This is a genomic window from Mesorhizobium sp. 10J20-29 (assembly GCF_054130485.1).
Map to the genome: position 1 here is coordinate 2674344 of NZ_CP199156.1, position 24119 is coordinate 2698462.

The following is a 24119-nucleotide window of genomic DNA, read 5'->3' on the forward strand; positions in this document are numbered from 1 at the left end:
CCTGGCGAGCCAAATCATGAGTCGCCTCGCAGGCAAGGTCGCCATCGTCACCGGTGCCGCCTCCGGTTTTGGTGAGGGCATGGCAAAGCGCTTCGCCGAGGAGGGCGCGAAGGTCGTTGTCGCCGACCTCAATACCAAGGGTACCGAACGCGTCGCCGGAGAGATCGGCAGCGCGGCGATCGCCATCACCACGGACGTCTCGGTCCGCTCCGATGTCGAGGCCATGGTCTATGCCGCCAAGAGCTCTTTCGGCGGCGTCGACATCATGGTCAACAATGCCGGCTACACCCATCGCAACGGCGACATGCTGGAAGTCGGCGAGGATGTCTTCGACCTCATCACCGCGGTCAACATGAAGGCGATCTACCACGCCGCAATCGCCGTCGTGCCGATGATGGAGCGCCGCGGCGGCGGCGTCATCCTGACCACCGCCTCGACTGCCGGCCTGCGCCCGCGCCCCGGCCTCACCTGGTACAATGCCTCGAAGGGCTGGGCGATCACCGCCACCAAGTCGATGGCCGTCGAACTGGCGCCGAAGAACATCCGCGTCAACTGTCTCTGCCCCGTCGCCGGCGAGACCGGCATGCTGGCGAAATTCATGGGAGAGGACACGCCGGAATTGCGTGACAAGTTCCGCGCCTCGATTCCGCTCGGCCGTCTGTCGACCCCGCTCGACATCGCCAATGCCGCCCTCTGGCTCGCCTCCGACGAGGCGGCCTTCATCACCGGCGTGGCGCTGGAGGTCGATGGCGGCCGCTGCATTTGAACATGCACGGCAACTCGTGCAGAATACCCGGGTATAGGGCTGCTTTTCAGCCACCCGGCCAACTCTCCTCGCAGACTTGGCTATTTTTCGGCATTTCTTGCCAGTTTTTGCCGTCAAATCGGATCATTCTGCATGCGTCTTCTGGATAAGAACGGACCCTTCAGGAACTGGCTTAGGCCGAGGCTCAGGCGCGCCAAGGTCTCGTACCGGGCATTCCTTTCCCGCCGTGCGCGCAAGCGCAGTACCGCCCGGTACATCGGCGTAACCGGCAGTTCCGGCAAGTCCACCACCACCGCGCTGCTCGCCCATATGATCTCCGGCCAGGCGCCGGCCGCGAGCCAGTTGTTCCGCAATACCATGGGGATGCTGACGCGATTCCTGCGGAGGGATCACAGCGGCATTGACTACGTCGTCGTCGAGCTAGGCGCCGCGGGCCCCGGCGATATCGGCCCCATGACGGCGCTGCTGAAGCCGCATGTCGGCATCGTCACGCTGGTCCGGCTCGAGCACTATTCCGCCTTCCGCAAGATCGAGGCTGTCACCGCCGAGAAGGCCGCACTCGTCCAGGGCGTGCTGCCCGGCGGCCTTGTCGTGCTCAACGCCGACGACGAGAATGTCCGCGGCATGGCGGCGCTGACCGGCGAACGCGTAGTTACCTTCGGCACCTCGCCGGAGGCGGATTACCGGGTCTTCGACATCCACGCGGCCTATCCCGACACGCTGAGCTTCAACCTGCGCGGGCCTGCCGGCGACCTGGCGCTGAAAACACGCTTCCCGGCCTCCCACTTCTGGATGCCGGTCGCCGCGGCGGCGGCGGCTGCGCTCGAACTGGGCATGGCGCCGGAGGTCGTGGCCAGCCAGGCCGCAACCTTTGCGCCGCTGATCATTCGGGGCGAGGTGATGGCCATCCCGGGCGGTCCGGACTTCATTCTCGATACCGCCAAGGCGCCATGGCACTCGCTCAACCTGGCCTTCGACATGATCGGCGCCGCCACCGCGGGGCGCAAGCGCATCGTGCTCGGCCACATCTCCGATTATGCCGGTTCGACGCGCAAATACGGCAATGCGTACCAGGCGGCCAGCGAGGCCAGCGACGAGGTGATCTTCGTAGGCGACAATTCTCACCGTTCGCGGGCCTCGCAGGAAGACCGGGATACCGGCAGGTTCCAAGAGTTCGTCTCGGTCAAACCCGCCGCAGATCACATCCGCCACACGGCGGTTGCCGACGAACTGATCCTCATCAAGGGTTCGTCGAACCTGCATCTCGAACGTATCGCGCTGAGCTTCACGCATGACGTCCAGTGCTGGGTCGATGCCTGCGGCAAGCAGGTGGACTGTCGCAGCTGCGGTCTCTTTGACCTGCCCTTCGAGGAACATTCCACGCTCAGCCGGCGCGAGAAGCGTCGGCGCCTGACCATGGATGGCGGACCCGGCCTCGACCGTGACTAGATCCGGTCGCGCAGTGCGAACCAGTTGAGCGCCAGGAACAGCAGCGGCGCGCGAAACCGCCGGCCGCCTGGAAAGGCCGGAATCTTCAGTTCCTCGAACAGCTTCAGCCGGTCGCGGTTGCCGGCAACGGTCTCGGCGTAAAGCTTGCCGACATAGTTCGACAGCATGACGCCGTGGCCGGAGTAACCACCCGCCGAAATGACGTTCGGCATTACTTCGCGCACATAGGGCTTGCGCGGCATGGTGATGCCGACAAAGCCGCCCCAGCCATGCGTGATCTCGACATCCTTTAGCGCCGGGTAAAGCTCGGCGATCTGCTTGCGGATGTGGATGTGGATGTCCTTGGGGTCGTTGACGCCATAAATCTCGCGCCCGCCAAACAGCAGGCGCCCGTCAGGCGACTTACGGAAATAGCGTACCACGAAGCGCGAGTCCGATGCTGATTCCCAGCCGGGCAGCACCGGGCTGTCGTCGCCGAGCGGCACGGTGGCGCCGATGAAGGAGCCGATCGGCATGACATGAGCAGCGCTCTTCGGCTCCAGGTCGCCACCATAGGCGTTGACCGCGATCAGGCATTTCTGGGCCGTGATCGTGCCGCTCGCCGTCGTGACGATCACCTTGCCGCCATTGACGGAAATGCCCGTTGAGCGCGTGTTTTCGAATAGCTGGGCGCCGGCTTCCGCCGCCACCCGCGCCGTGCCGATGACCAGCTTGAGCGGGTGGATATGGCCGGTGCCGGTGTCGCGCACCCCGCCATAATAGTGATCGGACCCCAGCCGCTCGGCTGCTTCGGCGGCATCCATATATGTCAGGTGCTTGTAGCCGAAGCGCGTGGTCATCGCCTCGACATGTTCCTTGTACTCGGGCAACTCGCGCTTCTTGTGGGACACGTTGAGGTGGCCGGGCCGGAAATCGATGTCGATCTTGTTGGTGGCGGCGAAATCGAGCAGATGCGCTTTGGCTTCCTCGGCAACGTCGAACAGCGCCTTGGCGCGTTCGAAGCCGAACTCGGCCTCCAGTTCCTCCGCGCCGGCGCGCTGACCGGTTCCGAGCTGGCCGCCGTTTCGGCCGGACGCGCCATCGCCGAAGCGGTGCGCCTCGATCAGGGCGACGCTGGTTCCTGCCTTGGCCAGATGCGTGGCTGCCGACAGCCCGGTGAAACCGCCGCCGATGACGACGACATCGACCGTCCGGTCGCCGTCGAGCGTCGGATATTCCGGCCGCGGGCCGGCAGTCTCCTCGTACCAGGAATAGCCGGGGGAGATCGGGGATTGGTATGTCATTATTTCTGTCTGGTTTGGGGGGGCGGTTATGTGTTCCGGCCGACTATCGGTTTATCCCCAAACGTTTGCAAGAACGGTCCGGCGGATAATATCCAGCGCCTAGATGAGGGATTGAGGAGTCGTGGTCTAGGCGGTAGGAGGCGATCATGACCGACGCATCAGTGGAACCGATTGCATTCGATCTTCAAGCCTGGGCGGCGGACGTCAACAGCGGATTTCTGTTTCACGCTGCGAGAGCGCGGGGCATCGCCGCCGACCAGGTTGAATTCCGCCCGCGCAGGTCCGTACCCTTGCAGCTGTGGCTCCGCCTCAGGATTGGCCGCCGCGTCTACATGCACCGCAAGGCTGTCATCTATTGCCGGAGGGGCCTCTTGCGCCGTCGCTGGCGTCATGTGAACGGCAAGGCGCTGCACGTGACCGGCAACAAGCATATTGTCAACGAGCACTTGCGACAGGCCGGATACTCCGTTCCAAAGGGTAGGTTGTTCTCGCGAAGCGAAATCGGCGCAGCGCGCGAATTCTTTCTCTCGCTCGGTGGCGATGCCTGCATAAAGCCCACCAACGGCCTCAAGGGCGCAGGCGTTGTGCCGCATATCAGCGACATGCTCCATTTTGAGCAGGCCTTCTCCAGCGCGGGTCACGCTTTTGAGAACATACTGGTCGAGCAAAGTGTCAGGGGTTCTGCCGTCCGCTTCATGTTCGTGGGCGGCGAACTTGTCGCGACACGCCTCGACCGTCCTGCCAGTGTCGTGGGCGACGGCACGGCGACAGTCGCAGAACTCGTAGCTTTGAGAAACGAAGCAACGATTGCCGCGGGGCTGCCGATCTGGTCCCCGATCATCATGGATGCGGAAGCGGACCGGATGCTGGCGATGGCAGGATCGACCAGAGGGTCCGTTCCTGGCCCCGACATGCGGGTCTTTCTTCGTGCGACTTCCAATATTCCGACTGGCGCGGACGGCATCGGGTGTCCGCCCGGTCTGCATCCCGGCTATGCCGATCGGGTCAGGAGGGCGGTCGAAGCCATTCCTGATCTGGTCATCACTGCTGTGGATGTGATGATTGCCGATCCCGGCGCGCCGGCAACCGATTCAAACTACTGGATTCTGGATGTGAATTCGGCGCCGGGTATCGCCAATTTCCATGTCGTGCGCGAAGGGGCAAGCCAGGACGTCGCGGGAGCCATAATCGACTGGCTCGTTGCTGAAAGTTCAAGCTGAGTTCAATCTGATCATGCTCCATGTCCGGCAAACCGATCGGCATTTTTCGCGATCGAACCGGAGTTCAGGTGCGACCGGGTCGGTCCGTCCGCAACGCGCCACTGGACGCGCCTCGTCTGCTGGCTGTGATGCTCGCCAACAGTCCGGTCACATAGCGGCAGCGCCATGCTCCATGAGCCGCGCCCTCGCTCACACGTTGAGCAGCAGGAACTCGCGTTCCCAAGGGCTGATGACCTTCATGAAGGTCTCGAACTCGGCCCGCTTGATCGCCGCATAGGTCGACACGAAGCTGGCACCCAGCGCATCGCGCAGGTCCTCGTCCGCCTCGAACAGGTCGACCGCCTCGAGCAGCCCGCGCGGCAGATCGATCTCGTCCTCGTTGGCCGTGGTAACGATCGGGTCGTCCGGCTTGATCTTCTTGGTCATGCCGATCAGGCCGCAGGCGAGCGATGCCGCCAGTGCGAGATAGGGGTTTGCGTCCGACGAGGGGATGCGGTTCTCAACGCGCCTGGCCGCGGGGTCGGATCGCGGCACGCGAAACGCCGTGGTGCGGTTGTCGTAACCCCACTTCGTATTGACCGGCGCTGACACGCCCTGCGTCAGGCGGCGATAGGAGTTGACGTAGGGCGCAAACATCACCAGCGCGCTCGGCACGTGCCTCTGCATGCCGCCGATGAAGTGGAAGAAGGCGTCTGTCTCGCTGCCATCCTCGGCCGAAAACAGGTTCTTGCCTGTCTTGCTGGAGATGATCGACTGGTGGATGTGCATCGCCGAGCCCGGCTGGCCCTGCATCGGCTTGGCCATGAAGGTTGCGTAGGTCTCGTGCTTGAGCGCGGCCTCGCGGATCGTGCGCTTGAACAGGAAGACCTGGTCGGCGAGCTTCACCGGATCGCCGTGCCGGAGGTTGATCTCGAGCTGGCCCGCACCCTCTTCGTGGATCAGCGTATCGATCTCGAGACCCTGGCTTTCGGAGAAGTGGTAGATGTCGTCGATCAGCTCGTCGAACTCGTTGACCCCGGCAATGGAATAGCCCGCGCCGCCACCGATTGCGCGACCGGAGCGGCCGACCGGCGGGGTCAGCGGGTAGTCGGGATCGGGGTTCTTGCGCACGAGGTAGAACTCGATTTCCGGCGCGACGACCGGCGTCAGTCCCTGCTTGTCGTATGCGGCAACCACGCGGCGCAGCACGTTGCGCGGCGTGAACTCGACATAGCGGCCGTCCTGGTGGACGAGGTCGCAGATGACCTGTGCGGTCGGGTCTTCCTCCCAGGGCACCACCGACAGCGTCGACAGGTCGGGCATCAGCTTGAGGTCGCCGTCATCCTCCGGATAGGCGAAGCCGTTGCCGTTCTCCGGATAGCCGCCCGAGATCGTCATCATGAAGGGAGCTGAAGGCAGCGCCAGCGAGGTGTTGGAGGTGAACTTGTTCGACGGCATCATCTTGCCGCGCGCGATGCCCGCCTGGTCGGGCGTGATGCATTCGATATCTTCGATACCGCGCCATTCCAGCCAGCCGCTAACTTCTTTCCAGTTCTTTACCCCTCGGATGTTCTTCACGAACGCCGGGGTACGCGCGCGTCCCACGCGGCTGGAGGGACGGGCTTCCTTTCTTGCAGGCGGCATCAATCACCAATCATGTTTCGAATAGCCGACTATAGCCGTTCGGCAACGGTGAAGGGAAGGGGGCGCGAGAATCCTGCGCAGCCGCAGACATCTTGTCCCCCCACGCAATTGGCCCAGGGGCACGATCAGTGATCAGCGCTGCTTGCTTGCGGTCGCCTCCTGCGGGTCCGCTTCTCGCGCCGCGCTTAGCAGCCGCTCGACGACAGGCTGCAACTGGTCTGTCGTGAACGGTTTCGTCACCACCGCGTCGATCGCCTCCGCAAGCGCCAGGCTAGCCGTATCACCGCTGCGCGTTGAAAGCAGGATCGCGGCTGGGAGCTTCTTGCCGGCGACGCGACGCAGGGCGGCAATGCCCGAGATGACTGCGTCACAATCGGAATTATCGGGTCCGCCGTCCAGTATGACCAGACCGGGAAACATCAGTGGCAGCACGCGAACGGCCGTGACCGGCGTTTCCGAGACCGGCTTCAGGCCGGAGCGTTCGACGATCTTGCAGACGACGATACGGTTGATCTGCGATTGGCCGACGACAAGAACCTTGGAAAGATCGGGCGAAAGCCGCGACGCGCCATCTGTCGCCAGGCTCCTGTCCTGGTCAAATCCCGGCTCGACCCGCAATGTCGTCATCTACCCCCCGATGCAGCAAGAACAGGGTACGGTCGACCGCCGGCCCTGCAACTGAAATCATATGTCGGGACGATTGCAACCGCTAGTTAAAACCTGCGGCTCTCACACCGAATTGAAGCAGTGGCCGGAACCCGGGCGCCGGCACGTCGCGACGCGAGTGGAGACGAGGCGCCGGGGAGCAGGGCGGCGCGCAGGGAGGTCATCTGCGCGCCGCTCGCCTCCTCAGCCCTGTGTCTGCTGGGTGACGATGACCGGGATCAGCAGGTCGCCCCAGTTGCCGTTGCCGCCGTGGTGGCGGGCCGAGCGGACCAGCTCGACCGACACGCCGGCCTCGACCGCCTTCATGACGGCCTGGTTGAGGCGGTGGAGGTCGTTGGCGAGCATCCGGGTTGCCGCTTGCTGGTCGGCGCTCATCGACGACGACTGTTCCTCGGTGCGTTCCTTGACTTGTGGTCTGACGTTCATGGCTTTTCTCCTGAATTGGGATTCGGTTGGCTATTCAGCTGCTGGCCGGAACTCGGCCTTTTCCGTGGGTCTGAACTGGTCGTGCTCGGTTGATTCACCCATCGCGGTGGTCGACGACTTGCCGCCGGAGATGGCCATCGACACGGCGTCGAAATAGCCGGTGCCGACTTCGCGCTGGTGCTTGGTCGCGGTGTAACCATTCGCCTCGGAGGCGAACTCGGCCTCCTGCAGCTCGGAATAGGCCGCCATCTGGCGATCCTTGTAGCCGCGCGCCAGTTCGAACATGCCGTGGTTCAGCTGATGGAAGCCGGCCAGCGTGATGAACTGGAACTTGTAGCCCATGGCGCCCAACTCGCGCTGGAACTTGGCAATCGTTGCGTCGTCAAGGTGCTTCTTCCAGTTGAACGACGGCGAACAGTTGTAGGCCAGCAGCTTGTCAGGGTGATGCCGGCGCACGCCCTCGGCGAATTTCCGCGCCTGCTCGAGGTCGGGCTTGGAGGTCTCGCACCAGATCAGGTCGCAGTTTGGTGCATAGGCGACCGCGCGGGCGATGCAGGGCTCGATGCCGTTGCGGACATGGTAGAAGCCCTCGGGCGTGCGGCCGGCCTCGTAGTCGACGAAGGGCTGGTCGCGCTCGTCAATGTCGGAGGTCAGAAGCTTCGCGGCCTCGGCGTCGGTCCGGGCGATGACCATGGTGGGCGTGCCCATCACGTCGGCGGCCAGCCGCGCCGCGTTGAGGTTGCGGATGTGGGCTGCGGTCGGGATCAGCACCTTGCCGCCGAGATGGCCGCACTTCTTTTCCGATGCCAGCTGGTCCTCGTAGTGGACGCCCGCCGCACCAGCCTCGATGAACGCCTTCATGATCTCGAAGGCGTTGAGCGGACCGCCGAAGCCGGCCTCTGCGTCGGCGACGATCGGCGCGAACCATGTGTCGACCGACAGGCCGTTGCCTTCCGCCGTTTCGATCTGGTCGGCGCGCTGCAGGGTGCGGTTGATGCGCCTGACGAGTTCGGGCGCCGCATTGGCGGGGTAGAGCGACTGGTCGGGATACATGGCGCCCGCCGTGTTGGCGTCGGCGGCGACCTGCCAGCCCGACAGGTAGATCGCCTTCAGCCCGGCGCGGACCTGCTGCATCGCCTGGTTGCCTGACATGGCGCCGAGCGCGTTGACGAAGTCTTCCTCGTGGATCAGCTGCCACAGCCGGTTGGCGCCCTGCTCGGCCAGCGTCTGGCGGATCTGCACCGAGCCGCGCAGGCGCTTCACGTCGGCCGGCGTGTAGGGCCGGTCGATGCCGTCGAAGCGGCCTTCCGGTGCCGAGGGAACAAGGTTGTAAAAATCGGTCATGGCATGCTCTCCAGTGCTGGTGCCGTGGGTTTGGATCGCCGCTACCTGACGATCTCGATGTGACTTGATTTGCATTGCAGCGCACGCAAAGCCATGAAATTTGGTCTTTAGACCGAAAAATAAGGGAAAATCTGTGTTGGCTTTTACCGCCCACCGGCGTAAATCTGTCAAATCTGTAAAGAAACGCTTCCTGTCGCGCGAATGGTTCAGGCAGTAAAATTCCTGTCAAAGAGGTCGAATGGCTGATCAGAAAATCTTCGCCGGGCCGCGCATCCGCCGCATCCGCACCGCCAAAGGGCTGACCCAGACGGCAATGGCCGAGGGGCTCGGCATCTCACCCAGCTATCTCAACCTCATCGAGCGCAACCAGCGGCCGCTGACCGTTCAGCTCATCCTCAAGCTCGCCTCCGTTTACAAGATCGATCCGCATGAGTTGCAGGGCGAGGCGGGGGGCTCGATCGCCGCCCTCAAGGAGGTGTTTTCAGATCCGCTGCTGGCGGGCGAACTGCCCGGCGACCAGGAACTGATAGAGATCGCCGAGGCCGCGCCCAATGCCTCGGCAGCGGTGATAAAACTGTTCCGCGCCTACCGCGAACAGGCCGAGCGCCTGTCGGGATTGAACGAGGTGCTGGCGCGCGAGGGCAAGGCGACAGCCCTGTCTGGCGCACGTCTTCCCATCGACGAAGTGCGCGAGATCTTCGAGCGCCGCGCCAACCATTTTCCCGCTCTCGAGGAGGAGGCCGAGGCTTTCACCGCGCTGCTCGACCCGGGTGACGACCTGTTCGGCGCGCTGAAGGCCTGGCTGAAACGTGAATATGGCATCGTCGTGAAGGTGCTGCCGGTTGCCACCATGCCGAACTGGCGCCGTCGCTACGATCGCCATTCGCAGCGCCTGTTCCTGTCGGAGCGCCTGTCGCCCTTCGACCAGCTGCGCGAGGTGGCCATGGAGGCCTGCCTGATCCGCATGTCGGTCGCTGTTGCCGCCGAGATCCAGGCCCTGCCGCTGTCGTCGGATGAGGCGCGCCGGCTCGCCCGCTTCGAGCTCGGCCGCTACGCCGCGCACGCGCTGATGATGCCCTACCAAGCTTTCCAGGCGGCGGCGGTGCGCGCCCGCTACGACGTGGATGTGCTGAGGTCGCGCTTCGGGGTCTCCTTCGAGCAGGCGGCCAACCGGCTGACCATGCTGCAGCGGCCGGGCGCTTCGGGCGTGCCCTTTTTCATGCTGGAGATCGACAATGCCGGCAACCGCTTCCGCCGCGCCGGCGCCCACGGCTTTCCGCACAGCCGGTTCGGCGGCGGCTGCCCAAAACTTGCCGTGCATGCCGCCTTCGCGCAGCCCGGCCGGATTCTCGTCGAGGCGGTCGAGATGCCGGACGGCGCGGAGTTCCTGACCATCGCCCGCACGCTGGAGGGCCCGCAGGGCGCCTTCAATGAGCGGCCGCGCCGCACCGCCATGCTGCTCGGCTGCGACATCGGCTTCGGCGACGAGATCGTCTATGGCGCGGCGCTCCCAGCAGGGACGGGCAAGGCGCCGGTCGCCGTCCCGATCGGTCCCGCCTGCCGGCTCTGCGAGCGCGTCGGCTGCCTCGCCCGCGCCGAGCCGCCGGTGACGCGGCCGCTCGGGCTGGACGAGATGGTGACGGGCCTCTCCGCTTTCGATTTCCAGTAGGCTAAGCGATCGTCAGCACCACATTGCCGTTGACGCGCCCGCCCTCGACGGCCTCGTGCGCGGCGACAATCTCACCCAGCCCGTAGCGCGCGCCGATCGAGTGTTTCAGCGCCCCGGCGTCCAGCAGCCGCGTCAGTTCTGCAACCGCTGCCTGCCGTTCGTTCGCCAGCAACTCGTAGACGACGAAGACCTGCAGCGTCAGGCTGCCCCACAGCATCGCCGGGAAGGAGATCGGGATGTCTCCCGCCACATTCGAGCCGTAGCAGACCAGCTTGCCATGCGGCGCCAGCAGGCCCTTCGGCAGCAGGGTGGCCGTCGTCGACAGATCCATGTCGATCACGCCGTCGGCGCCCCTGCCACCGGTCAGCGCTTTGACGCGCTCTGCAACATCCTCGTTGCGATAGTCGATCACCTCATCCACGCCGGCGTCGCGCGCGTGGGCCTGCCTGTCCCTGGAAGCGGTGCCGATCACCCGCGCGCCGCGCAGCTTGGCAATCTGCACGGCGTAGTGCCCGACCGCCGCTGCGGCCCCCGTCACCAGCAGTGTCTTGCCGGCGATGTCGCCATGCAGTCCGACGGCATGAAGCGCTGTCAGTGCCGGAATGCCGAGGCACGCCCCGGCATCGAAATCCGTCCCGTCGGGCAGGACGACGGCCTGCGCTGACGGCAGCACGATATGCTCGGCCGCCGTGCCGTTCGCCCGCTTCCACTGGCCGTTCCAGATCCAGACGCGTTCGCCGAGACGGGTTTCCGGCACGCCGGAACCGACCTTGTCGACGACACCCGCGCCGTCCGAATGCGGCACGATGCGCGGCCCGACCATCGGCCGACCGCGCCGGCTCTTCACGTCGGACGGGTTGACGCCCGACATCGCGAGCTTGACACGCACCTCGCCGGCGCCGGGTTCCGGCGTCTGCATCTCGCCGACGACCAGCACGTCACGCGCAGCGCCATTCTTCTCGTACCAAGCTGCTTTCACCGAAGAATCTCCAGTCTGCGACGCGATCGCCCCGCCGCCTAGCATGTAGCCACGCATCGGCTTGTCACAAGAGGAAGCAAGTGCTGGACCACGCCAGCGCTGCCTCTATTGAATAGCGGTGAAAGCAGAGCGGCCTGCCGCCACGACCCTGGCCCCTGCGATCGGCGACCGAAGATGAACAACAAGCCGGCTGCATCCTTGCTGCCCACCGCTGCCATCCCTGCGCCGGTGGGGCAGGGCGACGAGCGCCGCGGCTTCCTGCTTGTCTTCCTCTCGGCACTATTCTGGAGTTTTGGCGGCGCCATCGCCCGCTTCATTGAGACCGCCGATTCCTGGACGGTCGTCTTCTGGCGCTCGCTCTGGGCGGCCGCCTTCCTGCTCGGCTTCATGCTGTTGCGCGACGGCGCGCGCGGCACGCTGAGGCTGTTCCGCGACATGGGACTGCCGGGCATCGCCGTCGCCTTCTGCTTCGCCACCGCCTCGACCTCCTTCGTGGTGGCGCTCGCCTACACGACGGTCGCCAACATCCTCCTGATGCAGGCAGGCGTTCCGCTGATCGCCGCGCTGCTCGCCTTCATCCTCTTCCGCGAGAAAGTGTCGCTGCCCACTTGGGTGGCCATTGCCGCCGTGATCGGCGGGGTCGCCATCATGGTCTCGGATTCGCTTGGCGGCGCGGTCTCGCCGGTCGGCGACGGCCTGGCGCTGCTGATCGCCGTCGCCTTCTCCATCGCCACAGTCATCACGCGCCGCTTCGCCCATGTGCGCATGACGCCGGCCACCTGCCTGGGCACCGCCATCGGCGCCGCCTTCGCCGCCACGCAGGCCTCGGGCTTTGCCGTCTCGGCCCCCGATTTCGCCCTTCTGTTTGCCTTCGGCGCCCTCAATCTCGGCCTCGGCCTGGCCTTCTTCGCCACCGGGGCGCGCTTGATCGCGGCGGCCTTCGCCGCCCTGCTCGGCACCTTCGAAACGCTGCTCGGCCCGATCTGGGTCTGGCTGATCCACGGCGAGGTGCCTTCGACGCGCACGGTGATCGGTGGCGCCGTCGTCTTTGCTGCCTTGCTCGTCCACATCGGTATGGAATTTCGTCGCCAGCAGCGGCCGCAGAAGCCGGGCGTCACCGGCATGCCCTCGCCGCACTGACCGCGAGGCTCCCGCGCCGCATATTGCATTGCCGCATGGGAAGTCGATTGCTCCTTGTCGAGACCGAAAAACGTCAATAGGCTGAACCTCATAGCAGGTGGGATGCCATGGGAGGTGCGTGTTCGGCCGGCAAGAAAAAGGGGAATGCAAGATGAAGACAACAGGTTTTTGGCTATCGGCGGCGACCGTCGCATTGATCGCATGGACGGGCGCCGCACAGGCGCAGGATCGCGTCGTGAACGTCTACAACTGGTCCGACTACATCGACGATTCCATCATTGAGGAGTTCACCAAGGAGAGCGGCATCAAGGTCGTCTACGACGTCTTCGATTCCAACGAAATCCTTGAAACCAAGCTGCTCGCCGGTGGCACAGGCTACGATGTCGTGGTCCCGACCGGTACCTTCCTCGCCCGCCAGATTCAGGCAGGCGTGTTCCAGAAGCTCGACAAGTCGAAGCTGCCCAACCTGTCCAACATGTGGGACGTGGTGGCCGAGCGCACCGCCGTTTACGATCCGGGCAACGAATACTCGATCAACTACATGTGGGGCACCACCGGCATCGGCTACAACGTCAAGAAGGTGCAGGATGCGCTGGGCATCGAGAAGATCGACACCTGGGACGTCGTGTTCAAGCCGGAAAACCTCGCCAAGCTCGCCGATTGCGGCGTCTACATGCTGGACGCCCCGGCCGAGATGATCCCGGCGGCGCTGAAGTATCTCAAGCTCGACCCGAACTCGACCGACGCGGACGAACTCGCCAAGGCCGAGGAACTTCTTCTCAACATCCGGCCGTCGATCCGCAAGTTCCATTCGTCCGAATACATTAACGGCCTCGCCAATGGCGACATCTGCCTGGCAGTCGGCTGGTCGGGCGACGTCTTCCAGGCCCGCGATCGTGCGGCGGAAGCTGATCAGGGCGTGGCGATCGATTACTCGATCCCCAAGGAAGGCGCGCAGATGTGGTTCGATCAGATGGCGATTCCCGCCGACGCGCCGCATGTCGAGGAAGCGCATGAGTTCCTCAACTACATCATGCGGCCAGACGTCATCGCCAAGGCTTCCAACTACGTCTTCTACGCCAATGGCAACAAGGCCTCGCAGGCCCTGCTCGATGAGGAAGTGATCGACGATCCGGCGGTCTATCCGGATGAGGAGACGATGGCGAACCTGTTCACCACCGTTCCGCTCGACCCCAAGACGCAGCGTCGCGTCACCCGCATCTGGACCAAGATCGTTACCGGTCAGTGACCATCCAGGGAGCCCCGGCGCAAACGCCGGGGCTTTTTACTTCAAGTGGGGCAACCGGCGTCCGGAGGGGACATGAAATCGCTTGGCAGCATCAGGAGGGAGTTCGCGCCCTGGAACGACCCATCGGCGACGCCCTACATCGTCTTTGAGAACGTGACCAAGCGGTTCGGCGACTTCACCGCCGTCAACAACTTGTCGCTGTCGATCTACGAGAAGGAATTCTTTGCCCTGCTCGGCGCGTCTGGCTGCGGCAAGTCCACGCTCTTGCGAATGCTTGCAGGATTCGACGAGCCCACCTCTGGCCGCATCCTGCTCGACGGCCAGGACATGCGCGGCATCCCGCCCTACCGCCGGCCCGTCAACATGATGTTCCAGTCCTACGCGCTGTTTCCGCACATGACCGTCGAGGCCAATATCGGCTTCGGGTTGAAGCAGGAAGGCATGCCCAGGGCGCAGATCGAGCAGCGCGTCGCCGAGATGCTGAAGCTCGTCAAGCTGGAGCAATTCTCCAAACGCAAGCCGCACCAGCTCTCCGGCGGCCAGCGCCAGCGCGTCGCGCTCGCCCGCTCGGTGGCCAAGCGGCCCAAGGTGCTGCTGCTCGACGAGCCGCTCGGCGCGCTCGACAAGAAGCTGCGCGAGGAGACCCAGTTCGAACTGATGGATCTGCAGCAGTCGCTCGGCCTGACCTTCGTGGTGGTGACCCACGACCAGGAGGAAGCCATGACCATGGCCGACCGCATCGCCATTCTCGACAAGGGCGAGGTGATGCAGGTGGCAACCCCCGCCGAGGTCTACGAGGCGCCGATCTCGCGCTTCGTTGCCGGCTTCGTCGGCAATGTGAACATGTTCGAGGGCACGGTTGCGGCGCGCGACGACGACAGCGTGCGCATCACCGGCGCCAGCGGGGCCGAGATCGTCGTCGGCAATGCTGGCGAGGCGGCTGCCGGCAATGCCGTCGCCTTCGCCATCCGGCCGGAAAAGATCAGGGTCTCGTCGCGCCGGCCCGAGGGTGCCGCGAACGCCATGGAGGGCGAGGTCTACGATCTCGCCTATCTCGGCGACATGACCATCTACCACGTCAGGCTTGACGACGGGCAGGTCGTCAAGGCCAGCGCACTCAACAGTTCGCGCGCAGTCGAGGAAGCGCTGAGCTGGAACGACCGCGCCTGGATCTCCTTCCCGCCGGACGCCGGCGTCGTGCTGACGAGGTAGGAGCGACCATGTCGAACCTTGCCGCATCCGCCGACACCATGAACATCGACGCCGCGGCCGCCCGGCCGCTCGCCTCGCGTTTTCTGTCCGGCCTGGTCAGCCGTCTGGTCATCATCGTTCCATACCTGTGGCTGCTGGTCTTCTTCCTCGTTCCCTTCATCATCGTCTTCAAGATTTCGCTGTCGCAGACTGCGATCGCCATGCCGCCCTATGTACCGGCGTTCAGCCTGGAGGACGGGATCAGCGGGTTCTTCTCGCAGCTCGGCCAGATGAGCATCGACAACTATCTATGGCTGACCGAGGATGCGCTCTATTTCAACGCCTATGTCTCGAGCATCGTCATCGCCGGGATTTCGACCCTGCTCACCCTGCTGGTCGGCTATCCCATCGCCTACGGCATGGCGCGCGCGCCAGCGAACCTGCGCCCGACGCTCCTGATGCTGGTCATCCTGCCCTTCTGGACCTCGTTCCTGATCCGCGTCTATGCCTGGATCGGCATCCTCAAGCCGGAGGGCCTGCTCAACCAGTTCCTGCAGGCAATCGGCATCATCGACGATCCGCTGCTCATCATGAACACCAACACGGCGATCTACATCGGCATCGTCTACTCTTACCTGCCCTTCATGATCCTGCCGCTCTACGCAGCGCTGGAAAAGATGGACTATTCGCTGATCGAGGCGGCGCAGGATCTCGGCTGCCCCCCGATCAGCGCCTTCTGGAAAATCACCTTCCCGCTGTCGCTGCCCGGCGTCATCGCCGGCTGCATGCTGGTCTTCATCCCAGCCGTCGGCGAGTTCGTGATCCCCGACCTGCTCGGTGGCTCGCAGACGCTGATGATCGGCAAGACGCTGTGGAACGAGTTCTTCAACAACCGTGACTGGCCGGTTTCGTCCGCTGTGGCTGTGATCCTGCTGCTGCTGCTGATCGTGCCGATCATGATCTTCCAGGCGGCACAGGCACGCGCCCAGGAGCAGTCGCGATGAACAGTGGATGGAGCCGCTTCAACATCAGTTCGATCGTGCTGGGTTTTGCCTTTCTCTACCTGCCGATCGTGCTGCTCATCATCTTCTCGTTCAACGAGTCCAAGCTGGTGACAGTATGGGGCGGCTTCTCGACCAAGTGGTACGGCTCGCTGTTCAACAATCAGGGACTGATGGACGCTGCCTGGGTCACGGCCCGTGTCGGCGTCATCTCTGCCACGGTCGCCACGGTGCTGGGCACAATGGCGGCGCTTACACTGACTCGCTACACGCGCTTCCGCGGGCGCATCCTGTTTTCCGGCATGGTCTTTGCGCCACTCGTCATGCCGGAAGTCGTCACTGGCCTGTCGCTGCTGCTGTTGTTCGTTGCCATCGGGCTCGACCGCGGTTTTCTTACCGTGACGCTTGCCCACATCACCTTCTCGATGTGCTTCGTGGCGGTGGTCGTGCAGTCGCGGCTGGTCAGTTTCGACCGTTCGCTCGAGGAGGCGGCGATGGACCTCGGCGCGCCGCCGGTCAGGACCTTCTTCCAGATCACTCTGCCGGTCATCGCGCCGGCCATCGTGTCGGGCTGGATGCTCGCCTTCACGCTGTCGCTCGACGATCTGGTCATTGCCAGCTTCGCCTCGGGACCCGGCGCCACCACACTGCCGATGAAGATCTACAGCCAGGTGCGGCTCGGCGTGACGCCGGAGATCAATGCCGCCTGTACGCTCATGATCGGGGTTGTTGCTGTCGGGGTAATCGCCGCGTCGCTGATCAACAAGCGGCGCGAAATCCAGCGGCAGCGCGACGAACAGGCGGCGCAGCGCGCCTGATCGCGACTACTCGGCCGACAGCGCCTCGGCAGTCGGTGCTATGAAGGGATTGTTCCAGGCGCCGCCGACGTGGAAGGGCAGTGGCTTGGCCGCGTCTTCCCCGGCCGGCCCGGCGGCCGGGCCGACCGAGCCGGAGAGCGCCAGGCTGCCGCCCCTGTAGGGCACCTTGCCCGAGAGCGTGACCTGGCGCGCTGCGGACCTCGCCTTGGCCGTCTCGATGCTTGCCACCCCGTCAGCGACGCTCGCCTTCACCTCCATCGCCTCGATCGGGAAGCTGCCCTTCGAAACCTCGTCGAGCGGAAAACTCTGGCCTTCGCCGAGCTGCGTGACGAAACGTTCAATGTCGAGGCCTGCCAGCGCGCCGGCGCCGAAGCTCGCCGCGACCGAGCCGTTGGCATGCTCCATGATTTCCTCCCAGGTCGTGCCCTGACCCTTGAGGATGACAGAGACGGTACCGCGCCCGACCGGCACCAGACGGGTTATGCCGGCCGCTGCGCCGAAGGCGCCCCCGTCGATCTCCGAAGCCAGGAGACGAAGCTCGATCTGGGTGCCCTCCGGCTTGCGGTCGAAGCGCAGCCCGGTCTGGACATTGCCGCCGAAGGCGCTGGCGTCCGAGATGTCGAAGGCGGCGAAACCGTCATTGACCCGCGCCGTCGCGGCGACGTCGGCCAGCGTCAGCGACCCCGCCGTTGCCTGCCGCGCCGACAGGCGGAGGTCTAGGTTGAGGCGGCTGGCGAAATCCCTGTCGACGTCGCCCGGGCCGCTGCCGGCCGCGTGTTCCAGCGGCGTGAAGGCAGACAGGAAGGATTTCAGGTCGATGGCGTCGAAGGCGAGCGTGCCGGCCACCACCGGCAGGTCGCCGGTGAGAAGCAGGTCCAGGGTGCCCGTGCCCGGATTGCCGTCAAGCGCGATAACCGCTTCCTCGAAGCGGATGCGCTGGGCGTCGCCGCTGACATTGCTCCTGATGCTGACGGCGCCGATCTCGGTGCCGTGCAGGATGTCGGCATTCGTCCACTCGATCATCCTCAGCATCGATGGGGTGGTGAAGCTGGCGCGCCCGTCGAAATAGGCGTTCTCCGACAGGCTCGCCTTGCCCTCGAAGGACAATGTTGTAGGCGCCGACTTGAAGGCAATGGTGAGCGGGCTTTCGCCACCCCCGAGCATCAGCAGAGGGCCTGCCGCGGCGGCGTCGACCGAAAACTCCTCGCCACGCCAGACGCCCGTGGCGGCAAGTTTTGCCTGCCCGTTCAGCCGCTCCCATTGCAGGTTGCCGGCGAGGCCGGAGACGAGTTCGGTCACGGCGCTTCCCGTGCCGGAGACGATGCGGCCGTCCGTGAAGGCCACGGTGCCGAAGCGGTCATCCGGCAGCCGCGCGGTATTGGGCGCCAGGCGGTCCTCGGCGACGATGCCGCGGGCAATCGCCAGCGACTGGCCTATGCGGCCGCTGCGCGGCAGGGCGGCAACCGGCAGGCCGTTGGGGGCAAGCGCAACGCGAAGCGTCGGGCGCACCAGGCGTGCGGTCGAAAACTCGACATTGCCGGCAAGTGCGGCGAACGCCGACAGGCTTATCTCCATCCGCTCCGTCGCCAGCACCGGCTCGCCGGGCTCGTCGGGCCGCGTCATCGAGACGTCGGTCAGCACCGCCTGGAAGCGCGGCCAAACGGTGATCTGCGGATTGCCCCCGATCGAAACGACGAGGCCGCTCCAGTCACCGATCTCCTCGGCGATGCGGTCGCGCACGATGCGGGTCGACGCGAAATAGGGCAGGGCGACCGCCGCCGCGACGACAAGGAGCACGGCGAGGCCAAGCGCCCGGATGCTGCGTCGCAGGAGGGGTGAGGGCATGTCGTTCGTCAGCCCCGGCCGGATCGTTGTGTGCTTGCTTGCAACCGCTCGCGCCCATCGGATCGTTGACTAAATCGGTCCATCGCCGGCTCGAGGCATCTCAGGCCTTTGTGTCCGGGCGATGGCATTGCGCGACTCGCCGAGAGCCCTGCGGCGAATCCATACAGCATCTTGTTCCGGTGCGCCGCCATATGCAAAAAGGATGCGCATTGGAGAACAAATAATGGTTGAAAACGCGCCGCTCTGGACCCCCTCGGCCGAACGGATAGCCTCGGCGCCGCTGACGGCGTTCATGGCATTGGCTTCGGAGCGCGCGGGCAGGCCCTTTGCGTCCTATGCGCAACTGCACCGCTGGTCGGTCGAAGACCGCGAGAATTTCTGGGACCTGCTGTGGGACTTCTGCGGTGTGATCGGCGAAAAGGGCGGCCGGCTGCTCGCCGACGGAGACCGCATGCCCGGTGCACGGTTCTTTCCCGATGCGCGGCTGAATTTCGCCGAGAACCTGTTGCGCGAGGCGGGGCAGGGCGATGCCCTGGTCTTCTGGGGCGAGGACAAGGTAAAGCGCCGCATGTCCTGGGACGAACTGCGCAACCAGGTGTCACGCCTGCAGCAGCTGTTCCTGTCGCTTGGCGTCAAGGAGGGCGATCGCATCGCGGCGATGATGCCCAACATGCCCGAGACGATAGCCGCCATGCTGGCCACAGCGTCCATCGGTGCGGTCTGGTCATCCTGCTCTCCCGACTTCGGCGAACAGGGTGTGCTCGACCGCTTCGGCCAGATCGAGCCGGTCGTCTTTATCGCGCCGGACGGTTACTGGTACAACGGCAAGCAGAACGACGTGACGTCCAAGGTCCAGGCGGTGATGGCGAAGCTGCCGACGCTGCGCAAGACCATCATCGTCGACTATCTCGGCACCGCCGCCCAGGCCGTGACCGCGATGGACGGCGCAGAAACCTTCGACCAGGCGCTGGCGCCTTTCGAGGCGAAGCCGCTGACCTTCGTTCCCTTGCCCTTCGCGCATCCGCTCTACATCCTGTTTTCTTCGGGCACGACGGGCATTCCCAAATGCATCGTCCACTCGGCCGGCGGCACCCTGCTGCAGCACCTCAAGGAACACCGCCTCCATGCCGGGCTCATCGAGGGCGACCGGCTGTTCTACTTCACCACCTGCGGCTGGATGATGTGGAACTGGCTGGTCTCGGGCCTTGCCTCGGGCGTCACGTTGCTGCTCTACGACGGTTCGCCCTTCCACCCGAGCGGCAACGTGCTGTTCGATTTCGCCGACGCGGAGCGCATGACCTATTTCGGAACCTCGGCCAAATTCATCGATTCCGTGCGCAAGGCCGGACTGAGGCCGATCGACACGCACAGCCTGGCAACGGTCCGCACCGTCTCCTCGACCGGATCGCCGCTGTCGCCGGAGGATTTCGTCTTCGTCTACGAGGGCATCAGGCAGGACGTGCATCTGGCCTCGATCTCGGGCGGCACAGACATCGTCTCCTGCTTCGTGCTCGGCGTGCCGACCGAGCCCGTCTGGTCGGGCGAGATCCAGGGTCCCGGCCTCGGCATGGCGGTCGACGTCTGGGACGACGACGGCCGGCATATGGAAAGCGGCAAGGGCGAACTGGTCTGCACCAGGGCGTTTCCGGCCATGCCGATCGGTTTCTGGAACGACCCCGACGGCGCGAAATACCGCGCCGCCTATTTCGAGCGCTTCGACAATGTCTGGTGCCATGGCGATTTCGCCGAGTGGACCGAACATGGCGGGCTGGTTATTCACGGCCGTTCCGACGCGACGCTCAACCCGGGCGGCGTCAGGATCGGCACCGCCGAGATCTACAATCAGGTCGAGCAGCTGCCGGAGATCGCCGAGGCGCTGTGCATCGGCCAGGATTTCGACGGCGATGTGCGCGTCGTGCTGTTCGTTCGGCTGGCCGGCGGCGTCGCGCTCGACCCCGAACTGGAAACGCGTATCCGCGCCAGAATCCGCAGCGGCGCCAGCCCCCGCCACGTGCCGGCAAGGATCGTCGCGGTGGCCGACATTCCCCGCACCAAGTCGGGCAAGATCACCGAGCTTGCAGTGCGCGACATCGTCCACGGGCGCGAGGTGAAGAACCGCGAGGCGTTGGCCAATCCTGAGGCCCTGGAACTGTTTCGTGACCTCGAGCAGCTGAAGTCGTGAGGTCTATACACCGGCTTCGCATGGTTAACGAAAGATGTTTGCTAAATTTACCTAGATTTCATGAGTGGTACACTTTCGTAAAGATTCAACGAGTCTGGTAAGGACCTGTTAAGCTCTCTGGCGCGATAGTCGATCCCAACTTGAGGGAGAAATCCCCCTCCTCAGCCCCCGAGGAGAACAGTTCGCTCAAGCCCCGTTATCGCAGCATCACTTTTCTTCAGGGCGCTCCTCACGGAGCGCCCATTTTTTTGTGTGCTAGAGGCTGGCCTCGCGGTCGCGCGCCAGCGCCCCTGACAGCAGCAGGACCGGAATGAGCGCTGTCAGAATGATGACGATCGCCGCAGCCGCGCCATCCTGCGGAACCCCGCGCGAGGCATTCTCGTAGACGTAGGTGGCAAGCGTCGTGAAGCTGAAGGGCCGCAGCAGGATCGTTGCCGACAGTTCCTTGATCGTGTCGACGAAGACCAGCACCGAGGCGGTGAAGATCGCTGGCTTCAGAAGCGGCAGCAGGACGACCCGGGCGCTCTCGGCCGGGGTCTTGCCGAGGCTCCGCGCAGCTTCGTCGAGATGACCGGGCAGTTTCTCCAGGCCGGAGCGGATGGCGCCCTCGGCAAGCGCCAGGAAGCGGATGCTGCAGGCCATGACCACGGCGGCCGCCGACCCGGTGAGCAGCAGTCCGGTCGAGAAGCCGAAATAGTCGCGAGCGAAGCTGTCCAGCGTGTTGTCGAAGCGCGCCAGGGCAAAGAGCAGGCCGAGCCCGAGAATGCCGCCGGGCAGGGCATAGCCGACCGAGGCCAGGCGAACGGTCGCCGTCACGCCCTGCGATCGGGTCAGCCGCACGGCGTTGAGCAGGAACAGAGCCAGCACGACGGTCAGCGCAGCCGTGAAGGTCGCCGTCATCAGGCTGTTGAAGAAGGCGTCGGCAAGGCCCGGCGACCAGAACTGGTCCATCCGGCGCCAGGCATACTGGCCGAACACCGAGATCGGGATGCCGAAGCCGCACAGGACCGGAAGCGAGACACCGAGGGCCGCCAAAAGGCCGGCCGTCCTGCCGAGGCGCACACGCGGCGGATATACCTTCATGTGGGTGGCGCGCCCGGTGTGGAAGCGCTGGCGGCGACGGCCCCACTGTTCGGCAAAAAGGATGAGGAACACCAGCACCAGCATCAGAAGCGCGATCTGCGCGCCGCCCTCGAGACTGCCGCGGTTCAGCCATGTCGTGTAGACCGCGAAGGTCAGCGTATGGACGCCGAGATACTCGGCCGCACCGATGTCGTTGATCGTCTCCATCATCACCAGGGCGACGCCTGCAAGGATGGCCGGCCGTGCAACCGGCAGGAGAACGCGCCAGAACACTTTGGCCGGCCGTGCGCCGAGCGTTCGCGCCACGTCGGCAATGTTGCGGCCCTGCATCAGGAAGACGATGCGCGTTGTCAGGTAGACATAGGGATAGAGCACCGAGGACAGCACGAAGGCACAGCCGGGCGTCGTGCGGATATCGGGAAACCAGTAGTCGCGAAAACTCTCGAAGCCGAAGACGGCGCGCAGAGCCCCCTGCACGGGGCCTGTGAAGTGGAAGAATTCCCCGAAGGCATAGGCAGCCAGGTAGGACGGCACGGCGAGCGGCAGCACCAGCGCCCAGGCCAGCGTCCGGCGCAGCGGGAATTCATAGGCAACCACCATCCAGGCAGTCGCAACGCCGGTCACGGCGGTCGCGGCTGCGACCATTGCGAGCAGGCAGAGCGTCGTCGCGCTGGCGCCCGGCAGCACGTTGCGGAAGAGATGCGGCCAGTCCTCGCCGCTGCCCGACAAGGCCACATAGGCAAGCGACACGATCGGCAGCAGAACGACTGCGCAGACGCCGAGCGCAAGGGCGCGCAGCCAGGGATGGCTGGGGCGCTTCACCGCGCCCGACGCAACGACGGGCGGCGTGCCTTGCGGCAAGATCTCGCTTGTGCCCAGAAGTCCCGCCAATGGATACGCCACCCCTGAAATGGAAAGGCCGGGCCGTTGCCGGCCCGGCTGGATTAATGCCCGTGAAGCGCTCTGCTAGCTGCTCGGGCCGTCATTGAGGCCAACCCTGTCGACCATCTCGGAAGCCGCCTTGCGATGCTTGGCGATGTCGGCGAGCGGCAGCGTGTCGGCGTTCAGCTTGCCGAAGGACTTGACGATTTCCGACGGCTCCAGGCCGGGCTCGACCGGATACTCGAAGTTCTTCTCGGCGTAGATCTGCTGCGCCTCGTGGCTGGACAGAAATTCCAAGAGCTTCACGGCGTTGTCGCGGTTTGGCGAATGCTTGGCCAGTGCCGCGCCCGAAATGTTGACGTGCGTGCCGCCGTTTTCGAAGGTCGGGAAGATCACGTTGATCGCGTTACCCCAGTCCTTCTCGGCGGCCTCCTTCTCGTTGGTCCGCATCAGGCCGACATAGTAGGTGTTGCCGAGCGCGATGTCGCATTCGCCGGCGTAGATCGCGCTGGCCTGGCCGCGATCGTTGCCGTCCGGCTTGCGCGCGAGGTTGGCCTTGAAGCCGGTCATCCACTCCTCGGCCTTTTCGGTACCCCAATGTTCGATCATCGCCGAAAACAGCGCGAGATTGTAATCGTGCTGGCCGGAGCGGACGCAGATTCGGCCCTTCCACTTCGGGTCGGCCAGATCGGCGTAACTGAGGGCGGTGTCCGTCACGCGGTCCTTCGAGGCGTAGACGACGCGGCCGCGCTTGGTCAGGCCGAACCAGTGGCCCTCCGGATCGCGGTACTCGGCCGGCAGGTTGCCGTTGACGATGGCGTCGTCGAGCGCCTGGGTGATGCCCTTTTCCTTGGCGGCGGTGAGGCGGGCAATGTCGACCGTCATGATCAGGTCGGCCGGCGAATTCTGGCCTTCGGCGGCGATGCGCTCCTCAAGGCCCTTGTCGAGGAACAGTACCTGCGTGTCGATGCCGGTCTCGGCGGTGAAGGCGTCGAGCACGGGCTGGATCAACTCCGGCTGGCGATAGGTGTAGATGTTCACCACGCCGTCGGCCATGGCCTGGACGGGGAGCATGGCGGTTGCGGCAAGCGCTGCGAGGCAGGCGGCTTTCAGCGGGAACGTCGGAAGCTTCATGGCATATCTCCTGGACACCCGGGTTCAAGGCCCTGGGCTCGGATGGCGGTTCGCCCCTTTCAGGACGGAGCCTCTATGGATAAATGGACAAGATTAGTCAAGATAAACTCGATACGATTTCAACAGCTTAGAATTATTCTAAGGTAGCTGTCCGCGCTTTCCGGCGACT

At 64.7% G+C, this 24119-nt stretch carries 19 protein-coding genes; 10 read left to right on the forward strand and 9 right to left on the reverse strand.

The genetic code is table 11. The features are described 5' to 3' along the window. Positions 1 to 16 precede the first annotated feature (16 nt). Both ACT2BZ_RS12805 and ACT2BZ_RS12810 read left to right on the forward strand, forming a co-directional pair. Positions 17 to 766, forward strand: coding sequence for an SDR family oxidoreductase (locus tag ACT2BZ_RS12805; RefSeq protein ID WP_457935532.1), 750 nt, complete (start codon positions 17 to 19; stop codon positions 764 to 766). A gap of 132 nt (positions 767 to 898) precedes the next feature. After that, positions 899 to 2215 carry a Mur ligase family protein gene (locus ACT2BZ_RS12810; protein WP_457935533.1) on the forward strand — a complete coding sequence of 439 codons (1317 nt, stop codon included), beginning with the start codon at positions 899 to 901 and terminating at the stop codon, positions 2213 to 2215. Here the strand turns inward: ACT2BZ_RS12810 and ACT2BZ_RS12815 are convergent. Continuing rightward, positions 2212 to 3498 carry an NAD(P)/FAD-dependent oxidoreductase gene (locus tag ACT2BZ_RS12815; RefSeq protein ID WP_457935534.1) on the reverse strand — a complete coding sequence of 429 codons (1287 nt, stop codon included), beginning with the start codon at positions 3496 to 3498 and terminating at the stop codon, positions 2212 to 2214. The genes ACT2BZ_RS12810 and ACT2BZ_RS12815 overlap by 4 nt on opposite strands. A gap of 146 nt (positions 3499 to 3644) precedes the next feature. Between ACT2BZ_RS12815 and ACT2BZ_RS12820 the strand changes: the two genes are divergently transcribed. Beyond that, positions 3645 to 4718, forward strand: coding sequence for a hypothetical protein (locus ACT2BZ_RS12820; RefSeq protein WP_457935535.1), 1074 nt, complete (start codon positions 3645 to 3647; stop codon positions 4716 to 4718). 189 nt (positions 4719 to 4907) lie between these two features. Here ACT2BZ_RS12820 and ACT2BZ_RS12825 read toward each other — a convergent pair whose 3' ends face one another. The 4 genes from ACT2BZ_RS12825 to aceA form a co-directional block, all read right to left on the reverse strand. After that, the gene (locus tag ACT2BZ_RS12825) at positions 4908 to 6341 is read right to left on the reverse strand and encodes a glutamine synthetase family protein (protein WP_457935536.1); all 1434 of its coding nucleotides are present in this window, start codon (positions 6339 to 6341) and stop codon (positions 4908 to 4910) included. A gap of 132 nt (positions 6342 to 6473) precedes the next feature. Further along, positions 6474 to 6968: a response regulator gene (locus ACT2BZ_RS12830; protein ID WP_457935537.1), complete on the reverse strand. Its 495-nt coding sequence runs from the start codon at positions 6966 to 6968 to the stop codon at positions 6474 to 6476. A 222-nt stretch (positions 6969 to 7190) separates the two neighbouring features. Continuing rightward, positions 7191 to 7433, reverse strand: a complete 243-nt coding sequence (locus tag ACT2BZ_RS12835; protein ID WP_457935538.1) for an SMc00767 family acetate metabolism repressor — start codon at positions 7431 to 7433, stop codon at positions 7191 to 7193. Positions 7434 to 7463: 30 nt separating this feature from the next. Continuing rightward, positions 7464 to 8777: an isocitrate lyase gene (gene aceA, locus ACT2BZ_RS12840; RefSeq protein ID WP_457935539.1), complete on the reverse strand. Its 1314-nt coding sequence runs from the start codon at positions 8775 to 8777 to the stop codon at positions 7464 to 7466. Positions 8778 to 9015: 238 nt separating this feature from the next. Here aceA and ACT2BZ_RS12845 point away from each other — a divergent pair, with 238 nt between their 5' ends. Then, positions 9016 to 10446 carry a helix-turn-helix domain-containing protein gene (locus ACT2BZ_RS12845; protein WP_457935540.1) on the forward strand — a complete coding sequence of 477 codons (1431 nt, stop codon included), beginning with the start codon at positions 9016 to 9018 and terminating at the stop codon, positions 10444 to 10446. A 1-nt stretch (position 10447) separates the two neighbouring features. Here ACT2BZ_RS12845 and ACT2BZ_RS12850 read toward each other — a convergent pair whose 3' ends face one another. Then, positions 10448 to 11425, reverse strand: a complete 978-nt coding sequence (locus tag ACT2BZ_RS12850; RefSeq protein WP_457935541.1) for an NADPH:quinone reductase — start codon at positions 11423 to 11425, stop codon at positions 10448 to 10450. Positions 11426 to 11599: 174 nt separating this feature from the next. On the opposite strand from ACT2BZ_RS12850, the gene ACT2BZ_RS12855 reads away from it, so the two are divergent. From ACT2BZ_RS12855 to ACT2BZ_RS12875, 5 genes are all read left to right on the forward strand, one after another. Next, the gene (locus ACT2BZ_RS12855) at positions 11600 to 12565 is read left to right on the forward strand and encodes a DMT family transporter (RefSeq protein WP_457935542.1); all 966 of its coding nucleotides are present in this window, start codon (positions 11600 to 11602) and stop codon (positions 12563 to 12565) included. A 151-nt stretch (positions 12566 to 12716) separates the two neighbouring features. Continuing rightward, positions 12717 to 13814 (forward strand): polyamine ABC transporter substrate-binding protein, encoded by a 1098-nt coding sequence (locus ACT2BZ_RS12860; RefSeq protein WP_457935543.1) that lies wholly within the window; start codon positions 12717 to 12719, stop codon positions 13812 to 13814. Positions 13815 to 13886: 72 nt separating this feature from the next. Further along, the gene (locus ACT2BZ_RS12865) at positions 13887 to 15026 is read left to right on the forward strand and encodes an ABC transporter ATP-binding protein (RefSeq protein ID WP_457935544.1); all 1140 of its coding nucleotides are present in this window, start codon (positions 13887 to 13889) and stop codon (positions 15024 to 15026) included. An 8-nt stretch (positions 15027 to 15034) separates the two neighbouring features. Next, positions 15035 to 16009: an ABC transporter permease subunit gene (locus tag ACT2BZ_RS12870; protein ID WP_457935545.1), complete on the forward strand. Its 975-nt coding sequence runs from the start codon at positions 15035 to 15037 to the stop codon at positions 16007 to 16009. After that, entirely contained in the window at positions 16006 to 16824 is an 819-nt protein-coding gene (locus ACT2BZ_RS12875) for an ABC transporter permease (RefSeq protein ID WP_457935546.1), read from the forward strand. Before ACT2BZ_RS12870 ends, ACT2BZ_RS12875 begins: the two co-directional genes overlap by 4 nt. A 6-nt stretch (positions 16825 to 16830) precedes the next feature. Here ACT2BZ_RS12875 and ACT2BZ_RS12880 read toward each other — a convergent pair whose 3' ends face one another. Further along, the gene (locus ACT2BZ_RS12880) at positions 16831 to 18669 is read right to left on the reverse strand and encodes an AsmA family protein (RefSeq protein WP_457935547.1); all 1839 of its coding nucleotides are present in this window, start codon (positions 18667 to 18669) and stop codon (positions 16831 to 16833) included. A gap of 223 nt (positions 18670 to 18892) precedes the next feature. Here ACT2BZ_RS12880 and ACT2BZ_RS12885 point away from each other — a divergent pair, with 223 nt between their 5' ends. After that, positions 18893 to 20851 carry an acetoacetate--CoA ligase gene (locus tag ACT2BZ_RS12885; RefSeq protein ID WP_457935548.1) on the forward strand — a complete coding sequence of 653 codons (1959 nt, stop codon included), beginning with the start codon at positions 18893 to 18895 and terminating at the stop codon, positions 20849 to 20851. Positions 20852 to 21106: 255 nt separating this feature from the next. Here ACT2BZ_RS12885 and ACT2BZ_RS12890 read toward each other — a convergent pair whose 3' ends face one another. Next, a complete protein-coding gene (locus ACT2BZ_RS12890; RefSeq protein ID WP_457941299.1) occupies positions 21107 to 22795 on the reverse strand; it encodes an ABC transporter permease in 1689 nt (562 codons plus the stop codon). A gap of 105 nt (positions 22796 to 22900) precedes the next feature. Further along, positions 22901 to 23950, reverse strand: a complete 1050-nt coding sequence (locus ACT2BZ_RS12895; RefSeq protein WP_457935549.1) for a Fe(3+) ABC transporter substrate-binding protein — start codon at positions 23948 to 23950, stop codon at positions 22901 to 22903. Positions 23951 to 24119 lie beyond the last annotated feature (169 nt).